The organism is Pseudoalteromonas sp. Z1A2 (assembly GCF_011378755.1).
In the GTDB taxonomy this organism is placed as follows: Bacteria; Pseudomonadota; Gammaproteobacteria; order Enterobacterales; family Alteromonadaceae; genus Pseudoalteromonas; species Pseudoalteromonas distincta.
Genome location: NZ_WTKX01000077.1, coordinates 1 through 1,011 on the forward strand (window position 1 = coordinate 1; position 1,011 = coordinate 1,011).

A 1,011-nucleotide genomic window follows, 5' to 3' on the forward strand; every position below is an offset into this window, starting at 1 on the left:
TTGCAATAGCAAGTTGGGTGGGGTCACTGTGGCCACTATATAAAAGCTGTACCATATTATCTGTTCATGAAGTTAAGAAGGTAATGCACCTGTTTGGGCACTTAGCCATCATCGTTGTATTTGTGCTGCTTATTTCAGGTTTAGCGCTTTTGCTTAATTACCTGCATTCGTTATCAGCGCTGTTCACGTCAAGTTATGGGCAATTAATTTTGCTAAAACTGCTACTAGTGAGCGCGATGCTTATGATGGGGGCTTGGCACAAACTAATTTTAGTTCCGAGAATCACCCAAAAACAGCATGTAGGTACACTAAAACGTTCCATCAGTGTAGAAATGCTGATAGCTGCTTTTGTACTTATTACAACAAGCGTGTTCACCACACTTGTTGGTCCCCCAAATTAATTTAATAAAAAGAGAGCAACATGTTTAATAACTCTGCAAAAATAATCATAACATCGCTATTACTTTTTGGCGCATTGAACTCACTAGCTGTAAGCGCACACAAGAATGAGGAACATGCAAATGAGCGTGTGTTATTTGTTGGTACCGATACCCCAGCTGCGCAAGCAGTAAGTGCCTTTCACCAAGCATTAAATCAAAGTGATCAAAAAAAAGCTCGCTCATTATTAGCTGATAACGTCATTATTTTTGAAGGCGGAGGCGTTGAGCGTTCTGCCGATGAATATGCAAATCACCACATGCTAGCGGATATGAAATACCTCAGTTCGGTTAATAGCAAACTATTAGAACATCAGGTTTATATAAGTGGTGATATCGCTTACTCCATTTCGCGAAGTGAAACGATGGGCAGCTACAAAGGTAAAGCCATTAACACAACGGGTATGGAGTCAATGACTCTAAAAAAGACCCGCAATGGCTGGAAAATCACACATATTCATTGGTCAAATTAAGGAAGTAACATGCGATTAACGTACATAACAACTGCACTTTCAGTGATGTTGGCGGTGTCTATATCAGTAAAAAGTATGGAAAACCCACACAGTGTATTGCC

At 40.2% G+C, this 1,011-nt stretch carries 2 protein-coding genes; both read left to right on the forward strand.

The window, feature by feature from the left end:
- Window positions 1–401, forward strand: a 401-nt coding sequence (locus tag GQR47_RS20230; RefSeq protein WP_154904295.1) for a CopD family protein, incomplete at its 5' end; no start/stop codon positions are given.
- Between the two features lie 20 nt (window positions 402–421).
- The gene (locus GQR47_RS20235; RefSeq protein ID WP_002963268.1) at window positions 422–910 is read left to right on the forward strand and encodes a nuclear transport factor 2 family protein; all 489 of its coding nucleotides are present in this window, start codon (window positions 422–424) and stop codon (window positions 908–910) included.
- The last annotated feature ends 101 nt before the right edge of the window (window positions 911–1,011 follow it).

Coding starts and splice junctions, on each gene's coding strand:
- GQR47_RS20235 (WP_002963268.1), top strand. CDS start 422: ATGTTTAATAACTCTGCAAAAATAATCATAACATCGCTATTACTTTTT.